At 72.9% G+C, this 768-nt stretch carries 1 protein-coding gene; it reads right to left on the reverse strand.

Annotated features, from left to right (window positions below):
• The coding region (locus QN345_RS19580) for an NAD(P)-binding oxidoreductase (protein WP_323509183.1) at positions 1 to 570 on the reverse strand (570 nt) is incomplete at its 3' end.
• Positions 571 to 768 lie beyond the last annotated feature (198 nt).

A 768-nucleotide genomic window follows, 5' to 3' on the forward strand; every position in this document is an offset into this window, starting at 1 on the left:
GTCCGCGCGCGGGATCGTGCCGCGCACCTCCGGGATACCCGGACCGGTGTGCTCGAGGGTCACGAGCCCGGCGGCCGGCTCGTCGGTGAGACCGGCCGGGCGCACGATCGTCCAGGCGAGGTCCCGGCGCACGAGATCCTCCTCCGCGGCGAGCTTGGCGCGGAGGTAGGCCACGAAGTCCGCGGGCACTCCGGCCGGTTCGGCGTCGTCGCGCACGAGGTCGGCCCCGGTCGACGAGACCTGCAGGAACCGGCGCACGCCTGCGGTCTCCGCCGCATCGGCGAGTAGAACGGATGCCCCCAGGTCGACGCTCGTCTTGCGCGCGTCGCCGCTGCCCCCGCCTGCGCCTGCGGCGAAGACGGCCACGTCGGCCCCGGACAGAACCTCCGCGAGCTCGGCGGGAGTCGTTGCCTCGAGATCGAGCACGACCGGGGTCGCGCCGTCGGTGCGGAGGTCGTCCGCCTGGTTCGGGTTCCGGATCAGTCCGATCACCTCGTGGCCGTCAGCCGTGAGGTCCCGGGTCAGAAGCCGGGCGATCTTTCCGTGTCCACCTGCAATTACAATACGCATCTCAGGGACAACGCCGCCGGGCGCTCCCGAATTCCCGCGCCCGGCATCCGCCCGCCAACCGCCCGTGTCGGGCGCCCGTGTCAGGCGCGGCCCGGGCGTTCGAATTCGTCGGTGTCGAGCCCCGGCTCGACGAGGGCTCCCATCGTGTCGGCGGCGTGCTGCGCGATCATGGCCTCGGAGGCCCGCTCGGTTGCCTGT

The sequence above is a fragment of the Cryobacterium sp. 10I1 genome (assembly GCF_035019805.1).
GTDB lineage: Bacteria > Actinomycetota > Actinomycetes > Actinomycetales > Microbacteriaceae > Cryobacterium > Cryobacterium glucosi.